Annotated in this window: 16 protein-coding genes; 6 read left to right on the forward strand and 10 right to left on the reverse strand. The window is 52.8% G+C overall.

The features are described from left to right. Positions 1 to 279 precede the first annotated feature (279 nt). A complete protein-coding gene (locus tag O3276_RS25090; RefSeq protein ID WP_269673750.1) occupies positions 280 to 1,038 on the forward strand; it encodes a hypothetical protein in 759 nt (252 codons plus the stop codon). A gap of 124 nt (positions 1,039 to 1,162) precedes the next feature. On the opposite strand, the gene O3276_RS25095 is transcribed toward O3276_RS25090, so the two are convergent. The 3 genes from O3276_RS25095 to O3276_RS25105 form a co-directional block, all read right to left on the reverse strand. Further along, the gene (locus O3276_RS25095) at positions 1,163 to 3,769 is read right to left on the reverse strand and encodes a TRAP transporter permease (RefSeq protein ID WP_269673751.1); all 2,607 of its coding nucleotides are present in this window, start codon (positions 3,767 to 3,769) and stop codon (positions 1,163 to 1,165) included. A gap of 259 nt (positions 3,770 to 4,028) precedes the next feature. Further along, complete coding sequence (locus O3276_RS25100; protein WP_269676059.1) at positions 4,029 to 5,009, reverse strand: TAXI family TRAP transporter solute-binding subunit; 981 nt, start codon at positions 5,007 to 5,009, stop codon at positions 4,029 to 4,031. A gap of 354 nt (positions 5,010 to 5,363) precedes the next feature. Continuing rightward, a complete protein-coding gene (locus O3276_RS25105) occupies positions 5,364 to 5,852 on the reverse strand; it encodes a YchJ family protein (RefSeq protein WP_269673752.1) in 489 nt (162 codons plus the stop codon). 124 nt (positions 5,853 to 5,976) lie between these two features. Here O3276_RS25105 and O3276_RS25110 point away from each other — a divergent pair, with 124 nt between their 5' ends. The 3 genes from O3276_RS25110 to dinG all read left to right on the forward strand — a co-directional run bounded on the left by O3276_RS25110 (position 5,977) and on the right by dinG (position 9,915). Continuing rightward, positions 5,977 to 6,651: a hypothetical protein gene (locus tag O3276_RS25110; RefSeq protein WP_269673753.1), complete on the forward strand. Its 675-nt coding sequence runs from the start codon at positions 5,977 to 5,979 to the stop codon at positions 6,649 to 6,651. A 134-nt stretch (positions 6,652 to 6,785) separates the two neighbouring features. After that, entirely contained in the window at positions 6,786 to 7,448 is a 663-nt protein-coding gene (locus tag O3276_RS25115) for a hypothetical protein (protein WP_269673754.1), read from the forward strand. 226 nt (positions 7,449 to 7,674) lie between these two features. Continuing rightward, positions 7,675 to 9,915: an ATP-dependent DNA helicase DinG gene (gene dinG / locus O3276_RS25120; RefSeq protein WP_269673755.1), complete on the forward strand. Its 2,241-nt coding sequence runs from the start codon at positions 7,675 to 7,677 to the stop codon at positions 9,913 to 9,915. A gap of 120 nt (positions 9,916 to 10,035) precedes the next feature. Here the strand turns inward: dinG and O3276_RS25125 are convergent, their stop codons facing one another. The 5 genes from O3276_RS25125 to O3276_RS25145 form a co-directional block, all read right to left on the reverse strand. Further along, positions 10,036 to 10,581: a hypothetical protein gene (locus O3276_RS25125; RefSeq protein ID WP_269673756.1), complete on the reverse strand. Its 546-nt coding sequence runs from the start codon at positions 10,579 to 10,581 to the stop codon at positions 10,036 to 10,038. Positions 10,582 to 10,936: 355 nt separating this feature from the next. Then, positions 10,937 to 11,467 (reverse strand): hypothetical protein, encoded by a 531-nt coding sequence (locus tag O3276_RS25130; RefSeq protein WP_269673757.1) that lies wholly within the window; start codon positions 11,465 to 11,467, stop codon positions 10,937 to 10,939. A gap of 282 nt (positions 11,468 to 11,749) precedes the next feature. Continuing rightward, a complete protein-coding gene (locus O3276_RS25135; protein ID WP_269673758.1) occupies positions 11,750 to 14,665 on the reverse strand; it encodes a valine--tRNA ligase in 2,916 nt (971 codons plus the stop codon). Positions 14,666 to 15,111: 446 nt separating this feature from the next. Then, entirely contained in the window at positions 15,112 to 15,405 is a 294-nt protein-coding gene (locus O3276_RS25140) for a YebG family protein (protein ID WP_269673759.1), read from the reverse strand. A gap of 552 nt (positions 15,406 to 15,957) precedes the next feature. Continuing rightward, complete coding sequence (locus O3276_RS25145; RefSeq protein ID WP_269673760.1) at positions 15,958 to 16,413, reverse strand: hypothetical protein; 456 nt, start codon at positions 16,411 to 16,413, stop codon at positions 15,958 to 15,960. Here O3276_RS25145 and O3276_RS25150 point away from each other — a divergent pair. Continuing rightward, complete coding sequence (locus tag O3276_RS25150; RefSeq protein ID WP_269673761.1) at positions 16,397 to 20,314, forward strand: hypothetical protein; 3,918 nt, start codon at positions 16,397 to 16,399, stop codon at positions 20,312 to 20,314. The genes O3276_RS25145 and O3276_RS25150 overlap by 17 nt on opposite strands. Positions 20,315 to 20,540: 226 nt before the next feature. Here the strand turns inward: O3276_RS25150 and O3276_RS25155 are convergent, their stop codons facing one another. Together O3276_RS25155 and O3276_RS25160 are read right to left on the reverse strand one after the other, a co-directional pair. Then, entirely contained in the window at positions 20,541 to 20,708 is a 168-nt protein-coding gene (locus tag O3276_RS25155) for a hypothetical protein (RefSeq protein WP_269673762.1), read from the reverse strand. Positions 20,709 to 20,744: 36 nt separating this feature from the next. Continuing rightward, positions 20,745 to 21,137, reverse strand: a complete 393-nt coding sequence (locus O3276_RS25160) for a hypothetical protein (RefSeq protein WP_269673763.1) — start codon at positions 21,135 to 21,137, stop codon at positions 20,745 to 20,747. Between O3276_RS25160 and O3276_RS25165 the strand changes: the two genes are divergently transcribed. Further along, the gene (locus O3276_RS25165) at positions 21,136 to 26,601 is read left to right on the forward strand and encodes a hypothetical protein (RefSeq protein ID WP_269673764.1); all 5,466 of its coding nucleotides are present in this window, start codon (positions 21,136 to 21,138) and stop codon (positions 26,599 to 26,601) included. The two genes, O3276_RS25160 and O3276_RS25165, sit on opposite strands and share 2 nt — an antisense overlap. Positions 26,602 to 26,715 lie beyond the last annotated feature (114 nt).

Here is a 26,715-nt window from a genome sequence, read left to right on the forward strand (position 1 = left end):
TTCAGTTTCTCAACCGTTTCAGCATGGGTATTAAGGCTTGGATGTACTATAGTTTGGTTTCCGAAAAACAGGGAACATATGCTCGAGTCGGTCAGTGATACGAAGCTTGTCCTTTTTAACTCGTGAGAAGTTGTCGCGAAAGGTAGGCCTGAGGCGTTTCTCTTGTGCCGGTTTGAACTTTACTCAATTTATCTTGTCTAAACGACCAGATTGTCCGGACTGCTTCCGGGTGTATTCAACAAAATATGGTTATTTACTCCAAGCAGGAGACTTAAAACAATGGCAATGCCTACATCAACGTCGCTTAATGCTGCTCCTTCTTCCGGGCCAGTTTCAGGACCTCCTCCCCACAACACACCCGCAGCGGTACAAGAGGGCCAGATGGCAGGTTACGCAGTAGAACAAACAGTAGAACAAACAACAGTACCTTCATGTCGGGCCTTACCCTCGACTTCAGGGTATGGGCAAGCACTACCGCCTGCCACCGCGCCGGTAATAGAGCGACAGGTTGCCAGCACCAGTGATCCATCCGGGGCGGGCTTTACCGAAAGACCGGCCGAAGCGGAGCCAATGGAAAACCAGTCCCTGAATGACCTGAGCGTGAGAATCAGTAGTGAACGGGCGAGTTATGCCAATGGTTTACGATGCGGAGCCACCATACCTCATGAGCAGGTCCGGGAGGTGATGAACCACCTCCAAAAGATGGACAAACAGGGCAATTTACCTGAATTTGAGGACGCGTTAACCTTCCTGAGGATACCCTGCCTGAGACAGGGCTGGTCAGGTTCCAGCGATGACCAGGCTGTCAAGGACAATCCCATCAACCTGAAAATGTTGGATTTCGTCGCCAAGAGGCATTCAGGCAAAGGCATCATCAACGATGCTGATCAAGTGAAATGCAGTGTTTTGGAACTCTTCAATTTACTTCTGGTGAATGACCATTGGATAGGCAATGACTTGGTGAGGGAAAACCTTTTAGATCTGCTACCATTTTCTGATTTCAATGACATGAAATTTCAACCTGGGTACAGAAATTAAATCCTCTTTGCCCTTGCCAAAAATCCTTCATCGTAGGCAGGGAAAACCCACCGGTTCACTCCGCTGTCATCCTGGCCAGGGAATGACAGCGGAGTAAAGCAACCGGCTTTCTGCAATGCGGAAATTATTCCACGACAATTCTTTGGCTGCACTGGCCCTGTCGGCGTCTTTGCCCAAGGAAAATCAACAACAGCAGAATAAAGGCGGGTATCCAGGTCAGTTGTTTTGGCAGTCGCTCTGCCGGAATTTCCAGACGATGAATCTGCCAGTCAAAATCAATACCGGCCTGCTGGGCCTCGCTGTTGAAGTCAACCATATCAATGACCAGGTCATCCCCATCAATCAGGACTTCAAGCCCCATGTGGCGGAATCGATCATCAGCAGAGGCCCGATCGCCAGCGGGGAGAATAACCATCTGATTAACCGATTTACCTTCCAGGGTTTCTCCTGCTACCCACAGGCGTGCATCAGCCTGGTCCGGCAGTGCTTCAACCTGGGCAACAATGTTACGACCTTCATGGGTTTCATAGGGAGGGTAAATCCTGTCCCACCAGAAGTCAGGCCTGAACAGGGTAAAGGCGATCAGCATCATGCCCAGGGTTTCGTACCAGCGGTTTTTCACTAACCAGTGACCCTGGGTGGCGGTAGCAAACACCAGCATGGCCGCAATGGCACCAAAGACGACAATCGCCAGTTGTGCCAGGCTGTCAACGCCGATCAGCAGCAACTCGGTATTAAAGATAAACATAAACGGCAGAACCGCGGTGCGGATATCGTAGGTGAAGCCCTGAATACCGGTCTTGATCGGGTCCGACTGTGCGATGGCCGAAGCGGCAAAGGCAGCCAGACCTACAGGCGGAGTATCATCCGCCAGAATACCGAAATAGAAGACAAACAGATGGACCGCAATCAGAGGCACGATCAGTCCATGCTGTGCGCCCAGGGTGACGATAACCGGTGCCATCAGGGTGGACACCACAATATAGTTAGCGGTGGTTGGCAGCCCCATGCCCAGCACCAGACAGATAATGGCGGTGAACAGCAGCATAAGAATGATACTGCCAGCAGAAATCCATTCCACGAACTCGGTCATCACCAGGCCAATACCGGTCAGAGTGACCGCGCCCACAACGATACCGGCGGTTGCGGTGGCAACACCGATGCCGATCATATTGCGGGCCCCGGTGGTCATGCCGTCAAACAGATCCAGAAAGCCCTCTTTGACATGCGTGATGGTTTGCTCCTTCCGGAACAGATCAATCAGGGTTTTATGGGTCAGCGTAATAAAAACCATGACCAGGGTTGCCCAGAAGGCAGAGAGGCCGGGGGAGTAGCGTTCAACGGTAAGACACCACAGTAACACTACCAGGGGCAGCAAATAATAGAGACCGCGCTTGATGGTTGGTCCGGGCACCGGAGTACAGCGTATATCCTCTTCAATATTGTTGATGAGATCCGGTTGCCTGGCAGCCACTTTCAGAAGTATCAGATAACTGGCCAGCAATGCCAGCGTGATGATCCAGAGGGCGTGCTCGCCCATATACTGTCTGGTCCAGCCAACACCGTAATAGACGCCAGCGCCCAGCAGGCAGAGTCCGGCAAACGAGCCCGTGAATGACATCAGTGCCTGAGTCTTTGTGCGGGTGACGCTTCTTGGCAATCCCTGCATGCCCGCTTTCAGGGCTTCAAGATGGACAATATAAAACAGGGCAATATAGGAAATCGCGGCGGGTAACAGGGCGTGGCGAATAACATCGATATAAGAGATGCCAACATATTCCACCATCAGGAACGCCGCAGCGCCCATAATAGGCGGCGTCAGTTGTCCATTGGTGGAGGCGGCAACTTCAATGGCTCCGGCCTTGTGAGCAGGAAAGCCGACCCGCTTCATCAGGGGGATGGTGAAGGTTCCGGTGGTGACCACATTAGCGATGGACGAGCCGGACACCACACCGCTCAGGCCGGATGACACCACAGCAGCCTTGGCAGGCCCGCCTTTAAGATGACCAAGCAGAGAGAATGCCACCTGGATGAAGTAATTACCGGCACCGGCCTTTTCCAGCAGTGAACCAAACAGAACAAACAGGAAAACAAAACTGGTGGAGACACCCAGGGCAACACCAAAGACACCTTCAGTGGTGATCCAGAAGTGCGACAGCGCCTTGTTGAGACTGGCACCTTTGTGGGCAATCACATCCGGCATGTAAGGGCCGGCAAAGGCATAGGTGATAAAAACCGCCGCAACCACCATCAGTGGCGGCCCCAGTGCCCGGCGGGTTGCTTCCAGCAGAAGCAGCATACCGGCACCGGCCGTGACCAGATCCAGGATAACGGGAGCCCCGGCACGGGTCGCCAGCACCTGGTGAAAAATATAAAGGTAGGCGGCACAGAAGCTGCCAGTCAGTGCCAATAGCCAGTCAGTCACGGGCACCTGATGGGTAAACGATTTTTTCCTGGCAGGGAAGGCAATAAATGCCAGGAAAATGGCAAAGGCGAGATGGATTGCCCGGGCCTGACCATCGTTAAATATGCCAACATTGAAAATATATGGCAGAGGTGATGCATTCCACAGCTGAAACAGTGACCAGCTCAGGGCTGTGCCCAGTAATACCAGTCTGGATTTGCCAATGGGCTGGCGGCCGCCCTGTTCGGACTGGTTAACCATTTGTTCAGCAGAGCTGGTGCAGCCTGCTGTTGAATTATTCAGCTTGGCGCTGTTTACTGCTTCCATAATATACCTGTTGTTATTGAAGTTATGCGCTCTGGAAATGATGCATTCTTCAGCCAATGGCTCATGGCCTTATAAAAATGGGGGGAAGCGGAATATCCATGAGGTAAAAAAAGACGACACTGCTTCCCCATGCAGCCCTGTGAACCCTGTTGGGTGAGGGCTGTATAGGTCTTCATGCAGAATTCAGGCAGCACTCTGCATGATGACAAACTGCATTTGGGAAGGTGTTGCTACACCTGCCCGGATCAGGGAAAAAAGTTCAGAGAAGACCTGCTTCCTGATAGTAACGCCTGGCACCTTCATGCAGCGGGATGCTGAGGCCATCAGACACCATCTCTTCTTTCTTCAGGGTGCCAAACGCCTGGTGCAGTTTTTTGAAGGTGGACAGATCTTCAAATACGGCCCTGGTCACCTGGTAGACAGCTGCTTCACTGGCCGCCGTGGAGGAGACAAAGGTTGCCGCTACACCGAAGGTCTGAACGTCTTGATCGTTGCCCTTATACATGCCACCGGGGATGGTCGCAGTGCGGTAGTATGGGTTGTCTTTGATCAACTGGTTGACTTTATCGCCTGCGACAGAGACCAGTACGGTATCACAGGAAGTGGTGGCTTCCTTGAAAGATCCGGATGGGTGGCCAACGGTATAGACGAACGCGTCAATCTTGTTGTCACACAGTGCCTTGGCGTGTTCGGCTGCTTTCAGCTCGGAAACCAGAGAGAAGCTGTCGTGTGTCCAGCCATACAGTTTCATCAGCTGTTCTATGGTACCACGCTGACCGGAGCCCGGATTGCCGATGTTGACGCGCTTTCCTTTCAGGTCTTCAAACGTGCTGATGCCGGCATCTGCCCTGGCCAGAATGGTAAAGGCTTCCGGGTGTACCGAGAAAATCGCCCGCAGGTCCTTGTTGGCACCTTGCTGTTCAAAAGCGCTGGTTCCCCGGTAGGCGTGGAACTGCCAGTCCGACTGGACGATACCCATATCGAGCTCACCGGCACGGATGGTGTTCAGGTTGTAAATAGAACCACCGGTACTTTCTACCGAACAGCGGATGCCATGCTCTTTGCGTCCCTTATTCACCAGGCGGCAGATAGCGCCACCGGTTGGGTAGTAAACGCCGGTGACACCGCCGGTACCAATGGTGACAAACTGCTGGCTGGATGGGGCTGCACTGGCAGTGGAGGAGATAGCTGCAAAGCCTGCCCCCAGAATGGCAAGTCCCAGTTTTTTGCAAATGGTCATTGTCAGTCCTCTTGATTTGAGTTTTTTTACCATGGCAACAACAAGAGGTGGGCAGTGAACATCAGCTCTGGCGGGTCCCGGGTCAGTTCCCCGGGCAGACCTGATAGCTTCTGAACCGTACTTCTCGTTCATGGCTGTTATATTCAGTCCGGACAGCATTTCCATGTTGTCCCCTGACTGGTTTGACTCGCTTAACCATGAATGGCAAGCCGAGAATTTGTCTGTCAGGTTATTACGTTTGTCGAAGCAACCTGATGAGGTAGGTGATGCTACCATGTTTACGTATCGATTTCTTTGATTTCTGTCTATTGATTCTCGGTAAGTACTTATGATAGCTCGGAAAAGTTATCGTCTTTATGGTGCGCAGCACTTTTTATACTTCTTGCCACTGCCGCAGGGGCAGGGATCATTTCTGCCAGCGTTTTCTGTTTTGGCCAGTGCCATTTTGGGGTAGACAAAATACCAGTGCCCTTCTTTTTTAATAAAAGAAGAGCGTTCATGGTGAACTTGTTCAGGGCCTGAGAGTGACTCCCTGAACCAGGCCTTGAATTCAACCATGCCCGATTGATCCGCCGCTTGTCCTGCCTCTGTACCGACAATCTCGAGCCTTTGCCACAGCGTACCGTTTGATTGCTGGTAGACTTTCTGCTGTTTGATGGTTTCCTGTTGCCCGGGGTGTGTTGTGGCAACCAGATAGGGAATATTGCTCAGTGTGTAAGCCGTATAACGGGAGCGCATTAATGTTTCAGCTGTTGGGGCTGGCTTCCCTTGAATATAAGGCTTGCAACATTCGATGAATGTTTTTCCACAGCCACAGGGGCAATGTGAGGGGTTAATGGACATGGTAACTACCCGAAAACGGTATATGTAGCTGTTGACGTTTCTTTGCTGAATTTACAGCGAAACGTTAACAGGCTCTGACCTGTTGCCGCAAGAGCTGTAAAGGTAAAGGCTGTTAAGAACTTAATTGTTTGTTTTTCTGTCAGTAATTATTTCTAATCAATCTTATCGAAATCTATGGAGGTGTCTTATGCCAGCTATAGGCAAAATTTCCGGACAGTTTGAATCACCGGCCACAGGCCCCACCCGCAACCGTGCTGTTGGTCAATTTGAGGGAAGGGCGACCACTGAATCCAATGCCACAAGACAGACTGGAAATAACAGATCATTCGATCAAACACCCTCACTTAAAGATCGTTTAATCTATCCATTTTATGCCGCCAAAAATCGAATACTGCACATGGCGGGTATAGGTGCACAGGCTGGCGTTTATACGCCGATGTTCGCTGCAAGTGCTATCTGTGTTGGAGCCGGTGAAATTATTGGCAATACCGTTGGTAGATTAATTAAGAGTTTATTCTTTCCGAACTCTGATATACCACCGGGAGAAGTTGGTGCTTTACTGGGATTGTATACAGGGATTTTGCTATCCATTCCTGCCGCCGTTGTTCTTGGTGTGTTTACTACGACTGCTTTTGCTGTTGTTGGTCTGGCTGGCAGCGTGCTGGCTTCACCGTTTGATATCTATCATGGCATGACAATGGCTAATAAAGCAGACCTGAACCCAAAGCAAGTGCGGGTAATGGATATATGGGATGATATCAGAATGCCTGAACTCAGCCAGTTTGTTAACTGGGAATAGTGGGTGTCCTTTTTTTATGCTTTTCTGTCAGTATTTATAACCCTGTTGTTATGGGATCAGGGGATTAACCTGCTGTAAGATTTGATGCAGTACTTATTTCTCATCAATCTTATTGAAATCCATGGAGGGATCTCATGCAGGCTATAGGTAACATTACCGGGCAGTTTGATTCAACGGTCACAGGACCCATCCCCAACCGTACAGACGGTCAATTTGATGGAAGGACGACCACTGATTTCGATGCCACAAGACAGACTGAAAATAACCGATCATTTGATGAAAAGCCCTCACTTAAAGATCGCTTAATTTATCCATTTTATGCCGCCAAAAATCGGATTCTGAAACTGGGGGGTATAGGTGTACAAGCTGGGCTTTTTGCGCCGATAATCAGTGTCGGTGGTATTTGTGGTATAGCCGGTGACATTATTGGCAGTACCATTGGTCGATTAATTCAATGTTTATTTTTTCCGGACTCTGATGAATCTCCGGGTAAAACGGGTACTCTTATCGGATTTTATGTGGGCTCTTTGCTCGCCGTTCCTGCCAGTGTCGCACTTGGTGCGGTTGCTGCGGCTGCTTTTGCTGTTATTGGGCTGGTTGGCAGCGTGGTCTCTTTACCTGTCGACATCTATCGTGCCGCCACACAGGATAATAAAGCGGACCTGCACCCGGAACCGGTGCGGATAAAGGATATATTGAATGAGATCAAACACACTGAATTCAGTGACTATCTTGATTTTGAACATTCTGGTTTAATGCTTTTGGGAATATTGGGACTAATATTTATACCAGCTTAAAACCCGGGATAGTCAGGATTCTAAATAACGAAAGAAAAAAGACACCCATACATTTCCTGTCCCGGAAAATGGGTGTCTTTTTTACACTCTTTTTTTAAACTCCCGGATCGATCCGGGAACATTGGCTGATGAGCGGCCAGCCCCCCACCTGAAAGAATAAACAGTTTTGCTCCCGGTTGCCGTATCGTTTATTGAATAGAGTTTGTGGTATTCAACGCTGTGCAGTGTGCTGAAACAGGATACAATCAGACTATTTAACTACTCCACCAGAGCGATAGGCGTTGTGCTTGACGAACCCCAGAAGAGAGCCATCCAGAAAGCGTACAGTGCTTTTCTGGAGAGTAAAAAGCTAAAGGCCCGACCGGGGCAGAAGCAGATGATTGCCGAGATTGCCCGAGCGCTTGGAGATATTAACACCGACAGTGAAGGCCGCAGAATTTCCGACCCCTCCATTACCGTGATTGAAGCCGGTACGGGCACCGGAAAAACCGTGGGGTATGTGTTGCCTGCGGTGGTAATGGCTCAGGCTGCGAAAAAACGCCTGGTCATTGCCACGGCCACCGTGACCCTTCAGGAGCAGGTCATCAATAAAGATCTGCCGGACATTATTTTAAAAACCGGACTCAAGTTCTCTTACACCCTGGCCAAGGGGCGTGGGCGTTATGCCTGTCTGAGTAAGCTGGACCGGCTGCTTCAGGAAGAAGAAGCGACTGCCTCGTTAATGGATATGTTCGCCTACGATGATTACACCCTGGAAAACGATCAGTCCTCCCTGGCGCTATACCAGAGCATGCTGGAGGCATTTGCCGCTGCCAAATGGGAAGGTGACCGGGACAGCTGGCCTGATGCCCTGGAAGACCAGCAGTGGCGGACCATCACCACTGACCATGCCCAATGCAGCGGACGTCGCTGTGGTTATTTCCGGCAGTGCCCATTTTATAAAGCCCGGGGTGATCTTGAGCATGCCGATGTTGTGGTTGCCAACCACGACCTTGTGCTGGCGGATCTGGCGCTGGGCGGCGGTGCGATCCTTCCTGAGCCAAAGGATGCCATCTATGTGTTTGATGAAGGCCACCACCTGCCAGACAAAGCCATTGATCATTTTACCTGTCAGTCCAGAGTCAAGGGCACGGCCAGTTGGCTGGAGAAAGCCGGACGACATCTGCAGAAGATTCTGACCCAGCAGACCCTGCCGGGAGAACTGGGTGAATTGCTGGAGCGGATTCAGCCCGAGTTTGATGCCCTGGTCAATGCCCTGGGGCACACCCGGGAGATGCTGCACAGCATTGCCCGGTTTGAACCAAAAACACAATTTACCACCCAGGGGGAGAGTCAGGTCGCTTATTACCGCTTTCCCGAGGGCATTGTGCCTGAACCATTACGACAACAGGCGGAACGGTTGAAAGCCGGTTTCAGCAAGTGCAGCGGTATGCTGGAAAAGATAGCCAAAGCCCTGGACGATGCAATGGACGGCGATGTTCCTGGTATTGATCGCTGGCAGGCGGAACAGCTCTATCCTGAAATCGGTGGCATGCAGTCACGAATGGACAGCCATTTTCAACTCTGGCTGACCTACACCGGCAAAGATCCCGAGGGAGAGCCTCCCAGCGCACGCTGGTTGAAATGGAGCGAAGGTGCTTTTGGCGAAGAGCTGGAGGTTTTCAGCAGTCCGATCATGTCTTCCATGACCTTATGGCAGACGCTTTGGAATCCTGCTCATGCCGCCATTGTCACCTCGGCAACCCTGGCTGCCCTGGGGAGTTTTGGCCGGTTCCGGATGCGCTCCGGAGTGCCTGCTGAGTCTCGCTGTGTGGTAGTGCCCAGTCCATTTCTGCATGGTGAGGCGGCTTCTCTGGTGATACCGGCCATGGCCTCAGACCCACGGAATGCGGAAGATCATACCGCCGAGATTATCGAACTGCTACCAGAATTACTGTCCGGTGATGATCGCCCAAAAGGGATGCTGGTACTGTTCTCTTCCCGCCGACAGATGAAGGATGTGCACTTTGGTCTGGATGCCTGTTGGCAGGAGAAGATCCTGCTGCAGGATGACTATTCACGACAGGAGTTGTTGAAGAAGCACCGCCAGCAGATTGATGATGGCAAGGTCAGCATCCTGTTTGGTCTTGCCAGCCTGGCAGAAGGGATCGATTTACCCGGTCATTATTGTGAACACGTGATTATTGCCAAGATTCCTTTTGCAGTACCGGACGACCCTGTGGAGGCCGCACTCTCTGAGTGGCTGGAAGCCCAGGGGCGGAATCCATTTATGGAAATTACCGTGCCGGATGCGGCGATCCGACTGATACAGGCTTGTGGTCGTCTATTGCGGACGGAGCAGGATCGTGGTCGCATCACGATTATGGATCGACGGCTGGTTACCGCCAGGTATGGCCAGATGATCATGAACTCTCTGCCGCCGTTTAACCGGATTATTGAGCCAGCTGCGGCGGTTATGATGAGATAAAGGGCGATTTTGAAGGAGGCCACTGCTACCTGTCGGCAGCAGCGGCCGGATGAACCGATAAATTATCCTACAATAGAGACAGGATTTTGTTCCCGTTTCCTAACCGATCAGGTTCAATATTTATCGTTCGTAGTAAGCCACAACCCTGTCAGCAAGTGCTGACCGTTCACAGCCGGTTCCATTGGACGCCTCCAGAACAAAATTGTAAGCCTTTGCGACCATGTAGGGACTAAGGTAGGCAGCAACGCTGAATCCTGTGAAATACCCGATAGCGCCACCAACCGCTACACCAATATACTGACCTTCTGTTATCCGACCTCCTGTTAACTGACCTTCTGGTCCTTCTATCATCTCTCCTAACATCGCACCTGCGGCACCCAGAGTGAAACACCCGACGTGAGCGGCAACTTGCGTGATAATCACTGATGCACTGCCCACTGCAATCGCTGACAATGTGGCCAGCACACGCTCTGTTTTTCGGGTTTTCAGTAACGGCCCATCGTATCTGTTGTTTTGTTCCGATATCTGGGACCTTTTATCAGGGTACATATCAATAGAAACATCTTTGCCAGAATGCCTGGCTTTAGTTTCTTCAGGTAAACTGATTACAGTTGACGGATTGTATCGGTTGGCGAAATAAGATCCGGTGGTTTCGTTAGGATTCATATAACAGCTCAATTTAAGTAGATTGATGAATTTGTCTCAGAATAAATCATTTTACTCAGTCCGGGAAAAGGTCGCCATCGACTGCGAGCAAATCAAAAGCGGTTTCAGCTTTTCGGGTAGCACCAGCAGAAATATGGATATTGTTTTGGGACAGTTTCTAAAAGCAATAAGCTATTGAGATAAATTACTTTTCAATAACATGATGGTTAGAATTGATAACGTCCAGCGAATATAATAAGGGATCAGTTTGAACGCAACAGATTTAATTAATAAAAAGAAAATTTAAAAAACAGAGCATAAAAAAACGCTGCGGCGGTGACAGCGATTTTTATTAACAGTTTAGATTGTATTGGGTTTATGCCCTTGATGTTGAAGTTGACCCCTCATAATGGGCCACAACTCTATCGGCAAGATTGGACCTTTCAAAGCCATTGCCATTTGTCGCCTCCAGAACCAGGTTGTAAGTCTTTGCTATAAAATAGGGGATAAAGTAGGCCATCACGGCATATCCTGCGAAAGCCCCAACAGAGAAACCGATCACGCTACCAAGAAACATACCATAAGGCCCTCCTACCACCCCAATCGCGGTACCAATGCCACCCAAAATGCCACCCGCTACGGAAGCGATAGTCGGGGCGATGAATAACACTGATGCAACGCCCATCGCGATCGCTGACAATGTGGCCAGGGTACGCTTGGTTTTTCGGTTATGCAGTGGCCGCCCCTCGTACACGTTGCCTCTTTCAGGTATTTGGGGGCTTTCATAGTAGTGCGTAGCGATAGTTACTCTTTTGCCAGAAAGGTCGGCTTTAGTGGTTCCGGAATTGACTTCAGGTTGCCTGGCAGGTTGGCCTGTTAAATACTGACTGCCTCCAACAGAATTCATATTTCACCTCCATATGTACAGATTGACCAGCGATGTTTCATTAAATGTAAACTGTTACAAGTCATACTCGTACTTGTTGTTATTGATTGTATTAATATTAACAAGCTGTTCAATAACATGATTGTTAGAATTACTATCATCTATCGGGTGCAATGAGGAATCGGGTTGAAACAAGGCTGATAAAATGAATAAGACGTACCAACAAAAAGAAAATAAAAAAAGCGGTGCATAAAAAAATGGCTGCTGTGATTGCAGCCATTTTTATATTGCCAATGCTCAGGTTTACAAAGCCCTGATCGCCTCCAGCTGTTCTTCCAGCTTGGCCCTGGCGGCCTGAGCTTCAGCCAGCTTGGCCTGCTCTTTGGCAACCACGTCGGCGGGTGCCTTGCTGATGAATTTCTCGTTGTTTAACTTGCCTTCAAAGCGGGCCACTTCTTTGGCAAACCGCTCAATCTCCTTATTGAGTCGGGCAGACTCTTTGTCCTTGTCGATCAGGCCAGCCATTGGTACCAGGACTTCCATGGAGCCTACCAGCTGAGTGGTTGCCATGGGGGCTTCTTCACCGGCGGCCAGAACCCTGATGTCTGCCAGTTTGGCCAGGGACTTCAGGAAGGTCTGATTAGCATTCAGGCGGGCAACGTCGTCTGCTGAGGTGTTCCGCAGCAGTACATTCAGCGGCTTGCTGGGGCCAATATTCAATTCGGCACGAATGTTACGGATACCGGTGATAAACGATTTGAGCCACTCAATATCACGCTCAGCCGTTTCATCAATACGGGCCGGGTCCGACACCGGGTAGCTCTGCAGCATCAGGGTGTCACCGGCAGCGCCAGCACTGTGCTTGATGTTCTGCCAGATCGCTTCGGTGATATAAGGCATAAACGGATGGGCCAGGCGCATAATGGCCTCCAGAACCCGAACCAGTGTACGACGGGTGCCGCGCTTGCGTCTTTCCAGCATTTCCGTCGCTCCCGACGTCCTGTCTCCCGCGACACTTGAACCTCCCTGTCCATCGTCCCAGAGAACCGGCTTGGACAGCTCCAGATACCACGCACAATATTCATTCCAGACAAAATCGTAGAGGTTCTGTGACGCATGATCGAGACGGAACTCGGACAGGTTCTTTTCGATCTGGGCTTCAACCCGTTGCAGTCGGGAAACAATCCAGCGATCAGCCAAAGTCAGTTCAACGGGTTCATCACCGATACCACAATCTTGCTCATCAGTGTGCATTTTGACGTAGTTGGCAGCGTTCCAGATCTTGTTGCAGAAATTCCGGTAGCCATCCAGACGGTTCATATCCCAGTTGATATCACGGCCGGTGGAGGCCAGTGAGTACAGGGTGTATCTCAGGGCATCGGTACCGTGGGCAGAAATACCGTCGGGGAAGGTATAGCGGGTACGTTTTTCGATCTTCTCCGCCAGCTGCGGCTGCATCATATTGCCACAGCGTTTCTCAACCAGGGCTTCCAGGTCGATACCGTCAATCATATCCAGAGGGTCAAGGACGTTACCCTTGGACTTGGACATTTTGTCGCCATGCTCATCACGGATCAGGCCCGTCACGTAAACGTACTTGAACGGCACCTGTGGTTTGCCGTCATCATCTTTCATAAAGTGCATGGTCATCATGATCATTCTGGCGACCCAGAAGAAGATAATGTCAAAACCGGTGACCAGCACATCGGTGGGGTGGAAGGTGTTCAGGCGATCGGTCTGCTCTGGCCAGCCCAGGGTGCCAAAAGTCCAGAGTGCCGAAGAGAACCAGGTATCCAGAACATCGTCATCCTGTTTCAGGACAACAGGGGTTGGGATGTTGTGCTTTTCCCGGACTTCGGCTTCATTGCGACCAACATAAACGTTGCCGACATCGTCATACCAGGCAGGAATTCGGTGTCCCCACCAGAGCTGACGGGAGATACACCAGTCCTGAATATCACGCATCCAGGAGAAGTACATATTCTCGTACTGTTTGGGCACGAACTGAATACGACCGTCTTCTACCGCTGCAATAGCCGGTTTGGCCAGCGGTGCAGCGCGGACAAACCACTGGTCAGTCAGCAGCGGCTCAATCACCACGCCGGAACGGTCACCGTAAGGCACCATCAGGGTATGGTCATCGATTTTTTCCAGCAGACCAAGGGCATCCAGGTCAGCAACGATCTGCTTACGGGCAGCAAAGCGCTCCATGCCCTGGTAGGCGTCTGGAATAGTGGTATCAATGGATTGATTGACTGTGCCGTCAATATTGTAGGTTTCACCCTGCTGGCGGATATCGCCGTTCAGGGTCATAACATTGATCATTGGCAGGTTGCAGCGCTTGCCAACTTCATGGTCATTAAAGTCGTGGGCCGGGGTGATTTTTACGCAGCCGGTGCCTTTTTCCATATCGGCGTGTTCATCGGCGACAATCGGGATGCGACGGTTGACCAGGGGCAGAATAACCGCTTTGCCGATCAGGGCCCGGTAACGCTCATCTTCCGGGTTAACCGCCACACCGGTATCCCCCAGCATGGTTTCCGGACGGGTGGTGGCAACCACGATATAGTCTTTGCCCTCTGCGGTTGTCTCACCATCCGCCAGTGGATAGCGCAGGTGCCACATATTGCCTTTGACTTCTTTGTTTTCCACTTCCAGGTCGGAGATAGCGGTGTGTAGTTTTGGGTCCCAGTTCACCAGACGCTTGCCCCGGTAGATCAGGTCGTCTTCGTAAAGGCGGACAAAGACCTCCTGGACAGCTCCGTAGAAGCCCTTGTCCATGGTGAAGCGCTCGGTGTCCCAATCAACAGATGCCCCCAGACGACGAAGCTGACGGGTGATGGTGCCGCCGGACGCTTCCTTCCACTCCCAGATTTTATCGGTAAAGGCTTCACGTCCGTAGTCGTGACGGGTTTTGCCTTCTTCTGCCAGGATCTTGCGTTCAACCACCATCTGGGTTGCGATACCCGCATGGTCGGTACCCACCTGCCAGAGTGTGTTGCAGCCTTTCATCCGGTGATAGCGGATCAGGGCATCCATAATGGAGTCCTGGAAGGCATGCCCCATGTGCAGGCTGCCGGTGACATTGGGAGGGGGGATCATGATGGAGTAGGGCGTGCGGTCACCGCGCTGGTCAGAAGCCGGCGCAAAATAGCCTTTCTCTTCCCAGTTTTGATACAACGTGCGTTCGATGGCTTGGGGGTTGAACGTCTTTTCCATAACTGCTTTTCCAGTAGAGGTTCCAACTGTCCCCGGAACTCCTGAAGAGCAGGGGGGCTCCGAGTTTGGATAAACCGGTGATTATACACTGTGGGGCTGAATCAGGAAGCACCCTTCATTGCCGACCACCGGTTTCTCGGACAGCTTTCTGCATCATTTCAATGAGTTTGGTGTGTACAATCTCCGTTCACCCTGAGCAGAGTCGAAGGGTGATTGGCACAGTCTTTATTCAGGGTATGGTGTGTACGCCCTTCGACTCCGCTCAGGACGAACGGAACCCGGGAGTCATTGATAGGAGGAACCCATCAATTACATTGAAAACATTTACTAGCCTATGAAAAGTACCGAATCAGCTGTTAATTTAAGTATTCATAAAATGTGATTGGTAACCAACCACAAAGGATATTTCACTATGAGCAACATCACGCCTCTGTGGCTTATCAGTATCAGGCAATCGCTTCACGAATATCTACGGTGTTGTTTTCTGCAGGTTCGCTCTCCAGTTTGATCTCCTGCAGGATTTCAGGTTTGCCTTTAAAGGCTTTGGCAAGAATATCCTTGTTTCGTGACAGCAGCAGACCGATCTCTTCCGCCAGTTGTTCATCGATCTTGAAATTGGCTTCCAGCATACCAGTGATGCCATCTGCCAGCTCCAGCATCCGATCGTGTTCTTCTGCGGCTTTCTTATCAGTAAACATGCTTCCGTCCCGGTCAACTCGCCACATGGGGGTAATGGACATGGGCTTCCTCCTGTATTGGGTTTATGAACTGTATATAAATACAGTTGTTTTGTCCAGTAGGCTCTTTGGGAATCGGCTTTTAAATATCAGTTTTTAATAATAAATGATCCTTATTTGTCACTCCCTGGCCGTATAATTTTCTCTCTCGAATATTTGCAAATTTTGTAAAGTTGGATATTTTTTCATCAATCTGAAATGAATAAAAGTCAACTGACGGGTTAATTAAGCAATGCATCTTCCACCTCCAACTCAACCAACTAATCCGGGTTTTCTGCCTGATCAAAGATTCCTTCATGATCCTGATGAAAAAAATCCTGATGAAAAAAATCCTGATGAAAAAAATCCTGATGAAAAAAATCCTGATGAAAAAAATCCTGATGAAAAAAAATTTCCTCATGGTCGTGCTAAACCAACCAGAGTGTTTCACTCACGTCAAGTGGCTAATAATAAAAAGACAGGGAAGACGACGCTTGCACCAGGTAGCCAGGATCAAACCAGCCATTTGGTTCAGTCTGCCAGTTCTTCATTCTCATCCAGGCAGACAAAGTCAATTCATTCAAGCGCCGCTGCTCCAATAGATAGCACCACCTCAATCAACGCCTCGGCCAGCAGTTCAAACACAGCAAAAGCATCGACATCTGCATCGACATCTGAAAGTCCTGCTGGTTCACTAAATAGCGCCACCTCAAAAACAACTTCGGCCAGCAGTTCAATTCCGGCAAAAGCTTCAGCATCATCTGAAAGCGCATCGGGTTCAATAAGTAGCGCAACCTCAATAACCGATTCGGCCAGCAGTTCAAATCCGACAAACCCTTCAACATCTGCCAACGCAGGTAGCATGCACACGGCAACGGCCACTATTTCGGAGTCAATGTCGGAGTCAATGTCGGAAGCAATAAAGGATAGTGTCTCTGATAACGATGCTTCGGCAACGTCCGCTAACAGTCCGTCTGTGAACAGCGAATCAGGCTCGGTACAGGCGTCGGCGTCGGTGTTAACAGCAATCACCAGTGCATACCTGGCAACATCCAGCCTGGCCAGATCCCCAGCAGCTACTCAGGGTAAGTCCAGCAGTGATTACAAGACTGCTGTGAGTTCATCAGACAGTTTATCAGAGTCCATTACCGCTACTGCCCACGATGCAGCAGGCTCTGTCAAAACGACGGACTCCGGTTTTACGGCAACCGGCGCTCATTGGCCAGCCAGCCTGTCCGGCTCAGTGAGCAATCCCCTGGCAGCCAGCGTCTCCAGCCACTCCCATGCTTCTGGCTCAGCAGGGCTTTCCGCCACAAGTGTAAGTATCAATGATATGGGTGAAACCGGTGAATATTCGGCAACGTCCATGGGGTTATCCGGCTCGGGTGCCGCCTCTACCCATGCAACGGGTATCCATTCATTGCCTTCGCTGCACAGTTCGGCAACTGCCATGAATGCCACCACGGCTTTCCCAGCCCGGTCCAGCCTGACCGGTTCCGGCAAGGGCGCTGTTGCTGCCAATGCATCGGCAACGTCAACAACAGACAATCCCGGTTCTGTTTCGGTTGTTGCCAGTCCGATTGGTATGGATACAACGTCGTTTAATTATGCAAGCCCGACACAAACAACACCGTTTAGTTATGCAGACCCGACTGTTCAGGATTCTGCCTCTGCAAGCATCGCCAACAGCCCGATACTACTACCGGCGAGCACTCCCTCACTGGTTAACACCCTGCCACCCTGGACTGACAGTATTATCCCGGCACACTCATTGGGCGGCATCACCGACATCGCGCCCGCCAGGACCACCCAGGCCCTGTCCAGTTCGATGGCCGCTACCAATTTAACACTGGATCAGCAGCTGACCGCCATAGTGGACGATATGGCCAAATCAACCAATCTTGGCATGTTCGAAAATGACCTGGTTTACTTTCAAGAACTGTTTCCGGCCCTTAACTTCACGGAATTAGTCACCTTTGTTAAGGACAGTGCCAGGAATTTTGCCGGATATATGCTGCTCGAGGGCATTGAAGCCTTCGCCCAAATGCTCAATGGCACGTTCACTAATGGCACTTTCCCTAATGCCACTTTCCCTGATGTCGCTCGTCACTATTTCGATATCGTAGCAGCCGGGGTGGATGACATTATCCATGAGTTCAACACCACAATCGCGCCTGACCGGAATACCAGCTCAACGACAGTAGCCCCTCACCATCGTTCCAAAAGAATGATCCTTTCGGAGCCGGATTTCTTAAGCAGAATCAGCCGGCTGATAGAGGTTGAAGAGGCCGTTACCGCAGACGACATGGTCCCGCAACTGATGGAGTTTTTACGGGGTTTTTCTGCAATGCGCAAAGAATTTACCCTTACGGTGCAGCGTGGCGTTGCGGGAGACCCGGATGCAATAGCGCTTACCAATCAACTCCGGCAGCCGCTGGAGATGGCCAATCATTTGCAGCAATATGAGAGCGAGGTCTTTGAATTACTGTGGAGTAATGACTTCGAGGCACTTGGCAGATTAGTGTTTAAAGTTAACGCCCTCTCATACTTTAGCGCTGTTGCTCCGCCACAATTAAGAGACATGATGGAATCGCTCAGGGTCATGGTTCGTAACATGATTCAATATCTCCAACGGATAAATCTGGGGACCACCAATCCGTCAACTTTTACGATGCAAATAGCTGATCTCACAAATTTCTGTTTAATCTGGAACCCTTTGCGATTAATGATGCGTAATCAGCAGTTCGAAGAAGGCGTTTGTTTGGCGGATGTGGTTTCATTAACCGTTGCCAGCCAGTTGGGAATTTCTGTTAGCAGCTCTTTAAATACTCTGGTCAATGCTATTTTCCTGGGTGCCGGATATGCTCGATTACCCGCTCTTGTCAGGACGACCCTACAGGAAATTGCGCTTAAAGATAGTCTAACTTCCCCCGTAAGTTTATGGCGTACCCTGGGCCTGAAAAGTGCCAGCTATTACCTTAGTAAAATACACCAGAAACTTGATGCATTTTCGCTTAGAACGAATGGTTCACAGGTGTTTCTTACAATCCGGTCAATGCTGTCAAAGATGGTTGCAGCGTTCAATGCGAAGGCAAATCAGTTACCGGCAGGAGACGATGTTACTGTTCTGTTTAGCGTCTGCCCCCATACCGAACATGTCATATTTGCAAAAATGCAAAGAGTGAATAATCAACTGTCCCTGACCACTTCTGATATCGCAGGCTATTTGCTTACTGCCAGCGCCGATTCAATGGAACACTTGGTCGCAAGGGCCATGCGCATGCTGAGACCGCTGGCTCAGGAATACGGTCTTGGATTGACTCAGTCAGCGCAGATTGCCGACGGAAGAGGTATCGGGCACCTTTATCAACCCACCGACGCAGAAATAACCGAGTGGGCTGACCTGGCTCCCATTCCTACCTCGGCCTTAACGTTAAAACAGATCCTGACCAAGCCGGTAACGGAACTTGAAGCCCTCGACAAAGCGGCCACGAAGGCCCTGGCCAAAGAATACATTAACAAGGTGACCAGTCCAGCGGGGCTTAATAAACTGAAATTAAGCCAGAAACTGACTGAACAGGACCTGCAACCTCCACCCTCAAGCCTTAAGGTAACCACAGCCGATCCACTGATTATGCAAATGCGGGAAGTGATCAGTGTGCTTGACGATGCTCTGGCCCATAATGTCCCGGTACCGGATGCCGTCAAAATACTGAATGCTCACCTTATGGCCAAAACCAGTCGAAGCCTGCTTGCCCGGGCCAAAGCGAGCCCTGGAGTGCAGCCGGACCCGGTACCCGGTTCTTCCGGGGTGGCCCAGGGCGCGTCTAATCTGGACGACTTTCAATATTCGATGCAGATGATGGTGTTGCGCGATGCCATCAATGCTATTGCCCCGGAGGTTCCCGGAGCGGCGCTGTTGGCTGACCCATCCGCTGTTCCCCAATCGTCCGGTGGCCAGCCCTCCGGTGGCACCGATCAAGGTTTAAGCGCGGGAACCAAGGCCGGAATTGCGGTGGGTAGCGTCGCCGGAACTTTAGGTGTGGTGGCTAGCGGCGCATTTATAAAAAGACTGATCTCGAAAGGGGGCGAAGCGGCGGCGGAAGATGCAGCGGCCAGCATTGAGGATGCATTAGAGGAGTTTATGTCAGAGGCCGATATTCTGAGCTCCCTGGGTGACGGGCTCAAAAGTAGTGTTAAGGATCTGCTGGACAAGGCACCTGCCCCGCCAGACCATGGGCCCGGTGGCAGCGACTGGATCCATGAAAAAGACGGTAGTGGCAAAATAAAACAACCCGCGTGTCGTCGTAAAAGAGCCGGGACTGGCTTGGGCCGTTGTCTCGCCGAAGATGTGTATGAAAAGGCCGTACGAAGGATAATTAAAGGAGGCGTTATTGGATTATCTGCATCCGGCCTGATGGCCGGTTTTGCCCAGGCATTGGGTGCCGGAGTCGGGATCGCAACAGCAGAAGTAGTAATTATGGCCATTGCTGCAGCGGTGGCACTCGGCGTTGCCGGTTGGATAGGTTATGAAGTTTACGAACTGGTAGAGCATGAGAAGAATAAGAATAAGGGAGGCGGGGGTGATAGTGATGATGATTCATCGGACAAAGACAAATCCGGTCATGGTGACTCATCCGGTGGCAGTGGTAACAGGAGAACCACGCCCACCAGTGGATTGTTAACGACCGGCCAGCCGCCCGTCACGGGTCGGCAACCGGCTACGGGCAGGCCAGGCAGCAATCCCGGAGTGGTTGCCGACAACAGTAGCCTGTTGCGATCCCATCGGCAACCGGTGCACAGGCGGTGGTGTCTTCTGATATCCATGCATTGGCCACCATCGCGTCTGACATGCATGCATTGGCCACCATCGCGCCGGAGACCAGCACCCTGCAGCCACCGGCATCGACCAGTGTATCAACCACGGCTGTAACCGTGACAGAACGGGCTGATATTACCCCTGCAATGGCTTCTGCTGCCACAACCAGTGAAGCCGGACTGCTAACGTCCATAGCGGCATCTGAGGGCAGTTCCAGCCATGCAGACGCCTCAGAAGCATTGTTATCGACGGCTTTATGGCCGCATACCTCCGCACCTGTGTTGGCACCCGGGTTGAGTTCGCTGGCCAGTGCACCACGCCAGTCAGAGAGCACCCGTGCTCAGGCATTACCTGCCAATACCACAGCTCCAATTGGGGCAGAGTCAGGTTTGTCGGTTAATACTGTCAAGGCGTCGTTGAGTTCGTCAGAGGCGGCAAGTAGCCAGGCAGTGTCGTCCGGTTTCGCCGCTTTAGCCTCATCCGGGTCCGGTTCGTTCGCTAATGCCACAGAGAGTTCACTTAGCCCGTCCGGAGCAGCAAACACTCAGGCATTGTCATCGATGGCCCGGATCTCACCGGAAATGAGTTCGTCGATCAATACTGCTGAGGCATCACTGAGCCCATCAGGGATGGCAGGTACCCAGACGTTATCATCCAGTGCCACGGCTGCGTTCTTACCGGAACTGAGTTCGTCGATCAATACCACCGATGTGTCACTGACTCCATCAGGGATGGCAGGCACCCAGGCATCATCATCCAGTGCCACGGCTGCGTTCTTACCGGAACTGAGTTCGTCGATGAATACCACCGATGTGTCACTGACTCCATCAAGGATGGCAGGCACCCAGGCGTCATCATCCAGTGCCACGGCTGCGTTCTTACCGGAACCGGGTTCGTCAATAAATACCACCGATGTGTCACTGACTCCGTCAGGCATGGCAGGCACTCAGACACTGTCATCCAACACTACGGCTCCGTTCTCACCCGAGCTGAGTTCGTCGATCAATACCACCGATGTGTCGATGACCCCATCAGGGATGGCAAGCACTCAAACACCGTCATCCAACGCTACGTCTCCGTTCTCACCGGAACTGAGTTCGTCGGTGAATACCACCGATGTGTCGATGACCCCATCAGGGATGGCAAGCACTCAAACACCGTCATCCAACACTACGTCTCCGTTCTCACCGGAACTGAGTTCGTCGATGAATGCCACTGATCTGTCACTGACTCCGTCAGGCATGGCAAGCACTCAGGCAATGTCATCCAACACTACGGCTCCGTTCTCACCGGAACTGAGTTCGTCGGTGAATACCACCGATGTGTCCATCACCCCATCCGGGATGGCAAGTACTCAGGCACTGTCATCTAACACCACGGCTGCGTTCTCACCGGAACTGAGTTCGTCGGTGAATACCACTGATGTGTCGGTGACTCCGTCAGGCATGGCAAGCACACAGGCACTGTCATCCAACACCACGGCTGCGTTATCACCGGAACTGAGTTCGTCGGTGAATACCACCGATGTGTCGGTGACTCCGTCAGGCATGGCAAGCACTCAGGTATTGTCATCTAACACTACGGCTCCGTTCTCACCGGAACTGAGTTCGTCGATCAATACCACCGATGTGTCACTGACGCCATCCGGGATAGCAAGCACTCAGCCATTGTCGCCCAGCACAATGGCCCGGGTCTCACCGGAGATGAGTTCGTCGATAGATGCCACCGGGGCATCAGAAGACTTATCAGAGATTACAAAAGAACCGTCAACATCGTTAAAAACAGCGTCGTCTGTCGTACAAACCACCTCTGACACCACACGTCCATCGTCCTCTGCCCCAGACGATGCTGCAACCGACACCGCCCGGTTGGTTTCCAGTACGCCTGCCGGGCCGGTTGCGACCCCCACCGCCTCCGTCACCAACAGTCGCCCGCCGCAGGTGGGCCCGCAGGGCAAAAAACTGCTGAAACTTTATGCCGACCGGGGCCAGGCGATCCATGAACGCTATATGGGGCAGATAAACGACATCCAGGATAAAAGTGTCAAGGCGCTGGAGGCTATCAATCGCAGAGGTGGAGAGATAACAATCAACGGTCGGATCTATCTGGAATGGCCCGTTGAACGGCTGGTGTGTTGTGCCCACGGCCTGCGGGCCATGGACAAACTGCTCCGGGATAACTTCCTGACCATCAGCAGCCTTGCCCAGCAATGCATCAGCTATGATGCCAGCCGTGGTCTGACCATGAACCCGCAAGCGCCCGGGGAAAGCCCGGCCAGGGAGATCATCGTTGATAACCTGGCCAACCGCTTCCTGACTATGTACTCACGGCTGGCACAGGCGCGGTCCGAGATGATCCTGGCCACCGGGTTTGCCAAGGAAGAGACCTCCGAGGCCGGGCTTTTCCGGGGATTCAATGCCCAGGGCATGGATAACACGGTCAATGCCCAGTTGCGTGATGCCTCCGGGGTGTCCGCACCGTTCCGGGAGGTTCTGGAGGGGGTGGCGGACTATCTGGGCAGGCAGATCACGGAGAAGCGCCTCAACGACGGTAACGTGCTGCGCACCCCCGGGCCCGATGAACAACTGTCGTCGGTGATACACAATACCACCGTCGCCGATCATGAGTTCACCTTGCCCTCGGGCTGGCTGGAACGCGGAGACCTTAATGCGATCAACCGGATCATCCAGGCTGAGTCGGACCGTTTCATTACCAGGATGGGGGTATATAGAAAGTGGGAAGACTTCCCGGTTAATTACCGGGAGATCCTTGAGAACCCCACAGTTTATGATGAAGAGTTACCGAATGACGACACCGCTCCCTGCTATTACAGCGAATCGGGACTGGACGACGACACATCGGCCCTGGCACCGCTGCTTTCCCGCCCTCCGGCACAGTCACCGTTCACCGTGACTGAGCGGAAACTGCTGAAGGGGTATGCCGACCAGGCCACGGCAATCTATGACGGGTATGCCCACCAGAGCGAGGCCATAAAGCATCAGAACCGGGAAATTATGGACGCCATACCCGTCGAGGAGTCAGACTCCATAACCTGGCCACAAAAACGACAGGTGTGCTGCGTCAACCTGCTGGAGACACTGGAGAGGCAGCTCCGGGACAGTTTCCTGAACATGACCAGTACTGCGGGGCAGTACCTTGGCTATGATGACGATCAGGATGACCGCCAACCCGGCGCTACCCCGGGCCAGCGCGCCACCGAAGGGTTGGTCACCAGGAATCTGGCCAACCAGTTCCGGAACCTGTATGCGCTCTACAGCGCTGCCCGTTCTGACATGGTCAGGGCCACCGGGTTCGCAGGTGAGGCGGCAGAGGATGATCGCTTCCACGGTTACCATGCCGGGGCCGTTGCCGGGGCCGTTACCGGGTTGCTGGCGAGATCGGCCCGGATGTCGGCCCCCATCCGGGAGGTGCTGCAAACGCTTAATAGCACTCTGGCCCGTGACCATGAGGGTCACCGCGCCAACGACAGGCGTCTCACGCAGCCGGATACCGCACTGCAGCAGACGCTGGAAAATGTCCGGGTAGCGGATGATGAGTTTGACCTGCCGCCAGCCATGCTGGACGAGCGGGATGTGAACGTGATCAATCAACTCATCCTGGCCGAGCGCAAAGCCTACTTTCAGAACACACGAACACTGAGGGATCTGCGTTTCGAGATGTTCAGCGACGTGTTCGACAATACGACGGATTTGCAAAATCATTTGTATGGCAAGGAACTTCCCTGTCCGACCAGCGAGCAGGGGCTGGCCGACACCTCGGCGCTGAGCGAACTGCTGGCCCGGGCTGCCGACCGGGCACCTGAAATCACGGCCGCCGGGAAACAACTGCTGAAACTGTACGCCAACCGTGCTGCCCGCTCCTACCGTACCTATGGCCAGCGCCTCAGCAAAATCCAAAGTGCCAATACCCGGGCAGTGAAGAACTTCGACCGGTCGCAGGAACGACTGGTCTGCTGTGCCCAGGGCCTGCAGACTATGGACCAGACACTCAGGAACACGTTCCTGTCGGACCTCCGCCTGGCCGATCAGTATATTCGTCATGATGCCTCCCAAAACCTGACCATGGGGCCGGATGCCAGCAGTGAGAACCCCACCCGGAAGGCCATGATCGATGATCTGGTCAACCAGTTCCTGAACCTGTATTCACAGTACGCAGAAGCCCGTTTTAATATGATCAAAGCCACCGGATTCCCCCGGGAGGAGGAAGAGTTACCGCTGTTGCGGGGATTCAGCGCCCGGGGGCTGGAGAACACGGTCAAAGATCTGTTGGGTAGCCCGTCCGGGTTGTCCGCACCGTTGCAGGACGTTCTGCAGGGGGTGGAGGACTATCTGGATAACCTGGCCATCGGTGACGACGATAATGATCTGCGCCCGCCACAGACTGATCGTCACCTGTTGCAGATCATCGGTAATACCACCGTCGCCGGTGATGAGTTCACCTTGCCGCCAGCCACGGTGGTTCGTGGCGACATGGACGCTGTCGACCGGCTCATCCGGGATGAGAAAGTCGGGTACTTGGCCGGGCTGGGTGAACTGGAAGGCCGGGCGGGTTTTCCCGCTGATTTTATCGATATATTCCAGGAGCCCGATACCTTTGCGGAGTCTTTCCTGGAGGGGGAGATCCAGTCGTGCAAGGTTGACTCGCGCAAACGTCGCCAGCTGGACGGCCATCTCTCCGGCAAGCCGACGCCTCCCCCGGATGAGGAAGCGATTGCCAATGACCACCGTGACCCGGCCACTGCCGGCGCCGCCCGCCACGGGGGGCTGTTGTCGGTGCTGCGTCATGGCCTGTCCTGGCTGACCGGCGGCACCCGGGCCACCGCTGAGCAACCGCAGGGAGCAGCGCAGATCACTGCCGGGCAAAGCCATCAACGACAGGAGTCTACTAATACTAATAATGGTGCCGACAACCGGCCGACCAGCAGAGTCAGGCCGGCGACGCACAGCGTCAACAACAGCCTGGCTCTGGCCGGGCTGCTGGTATCCCGGGCCACGGACCGTCCCATCCAACCTGACACACTGGCTCATGGTGAGAGGCCCCAGACTGATACGGCAGCACAGCCCTTTGACTGCTTGCCGGGCATGCGGCTGCTCACCGGCAGCATGCGGGTGGCCCGGCAACTGCACAACGAAGTGTCGGCGTTTCTGCAGCAGCTCAGGCTGCAGCGGATTCAGCCGGATGCTGCCTGGCAAACCGATGACCTGCTGAATATGGCCATCGCCATGGTCACCAATGAGGAGCAACCGGCCCGCTGCACCGAGGAGTTTCTGATGGAAGTATTGTTCTCGCCCAGACTGGGGGTGGAACATGAGCGCGCCGCCAATATTTTCGACAGCAGCGGACGGGTCCGGGGCACCGATGGCGATGCCATCTTCTTTGGCGGGGAGCAAACCCGGCCGTGCCAGTCAGGCCCGGCCAGAGATCTTGGCCAGTGCATGCTGAACGCCATGGCAGACCGTCAACTGGAACAAATGACCGCAGAATCGGCGGACGCCGGCCCGTTACTCAGTGGCGCACTGCGCGATGCCATTGTTGACCGGGCCAGCCAGTTTCAGGAACTGCAAAGAGGGTTTGTGTTTGCCCAGCATTCGAGGGGATTGTTCAGCCAGCTGCCAGACTGGCTGGGCACCAGCAGTGGCAACTACAGCAGCCGCCGCGATAAGCTGTTCCAGCGACTGGAACAACGGCTGACCCCGGTTACCAGTCCGGGGGCCGTTCAGGCGGGTAATACCTGCCTCAGCCAGCTGGAAGCGGGTGATTATGGCTCGGCCCGGGCATCCTTCTTGGCGCTGTCGGACCAGCAGCAGCAACAGGCTATCCAGTCAATGACAAGGATGCCGGACTGTTTTGGACTGGAGCCCCAGTGGGATGATCCGGCTCCGAGAGACAGCCAGAGTGCCTGGCAACGGTTCACCGCCCTGTACGACAGCAAGATGGGGGTGCAGGAAGAGGCGATGAACCGCCTGAAGCTGATGTCGATGGTCACTGCTGGCAAGGTGGCCGGGCAATACGACGAGGCGCAACAACTGGTGGCACACATTATTGACCTGCTGCCAACCCGGGACAATGCCAGCCAGCGATCCTGCCGGGAGGTCGCAGAGTGCGCCCGGCCGCCAGTGTTCCAGCAGCACCAGTACGACCGGGGCACCATAAACGACATGCTCAGTGCTTATAAAACCATCAAGGCAGAAGTCGCCGAGCAGTTGCCGCAGTATTTTATCAACCAGAAGCTGGACAGTGACCTGCAAGAAGAGATCATTGTCCAGGTGGCGCTGGGCAGTTTGGGGGCCGTGCATGGCAAGCCTGCCGGACAACGGCAGGCGGAAATAGCAGCGCGGCTGCAAATCGAAGCGGAGGAGTTTGTCCAGACTCCAGTTTAAGAATAAACCTGAAAATCCTGATAGATACTCAAAGCGAAGCTGCTGTACTATGCGTTTTTTGTAATTTGGTGATACGACGGTTCACCGTCTTGCTCAGCAATCATTGAATGAAAG

The organism is Endozoicomonas sp. GU-1 (assembly GCF_027366395.1).
In the GTDB taxonomy this organism is placed as follows: domain Bacteria; phylum Pseudomonadota; class Gammaproteobacteria; order Pseudomonadales; family Endozoicomonadaceae; genus Endozoicomonas.